Source organism: Rhizobium phaseoli (assembly GCF_010668805.1).
In the GTDB taxonomy this organism is placed as follows: domain Bacteria; phylum Pseudomonadota; class Alphaproteobacteria; order Rhizobiales; family Rhizobiaceae; genus Rhizobium; species Rhizobium phaseoli_A.
Window position 1 is genome coordinate 1 of record NZ_WUFT01000138.1, and the last position, 394, is coordinate 394.

The 394-nt window shown below is 56.9% G+C and carries 1 protein-coding gene; it reads right to left on the bottom strand.

Going from position 1 to position 394, the window contains the following annotated elements; genetic code table 11:
• Positions 1-394, bottom strand: a 394-nt coding sequence (locus tag GR197_RS31755; protein ID WP_204330542.1) for a right-handed parallel beta-helix repeat-containing protein, incomplete at both ends; no start/stop codon positions are given.

The following is a 394-nucleotide window of genomic DNA, read 5'->3' on the forward strand; positions in this document are numbered from 1 at the left end:
GTTCCGGATGATGTTGCGGAAGCTGCCATCGTCCGGCGCCCCGGTGATATTCCGGTTCTGGTAGAGAGAGATACCTGAAAACCAGCCGGAACTCGCATTTTTGTAAGTCTCGTTCCCTTCGATCGTGATGAAGTCGGATCCGGCGAAGGCGACGCCGGACGCACCGTTGTCGTGGGAAACGTTATTGGAGATCCTCACATGGTGGACGCCATCACCAACAATGCCGTGTGAATCGCTCCCGTAGACCTCGAAGCCCTCGACCGCCACATAGTTAGCACTGATGTTGATACCATTTGCGCCGCCCGATGCTGAGTGGATCACCGCTCCACCCGGTACCTCCGACCGCAAGGTAATGTAGCCAGCGGCGGAACCATCCTTGTACATGTTCACCGAC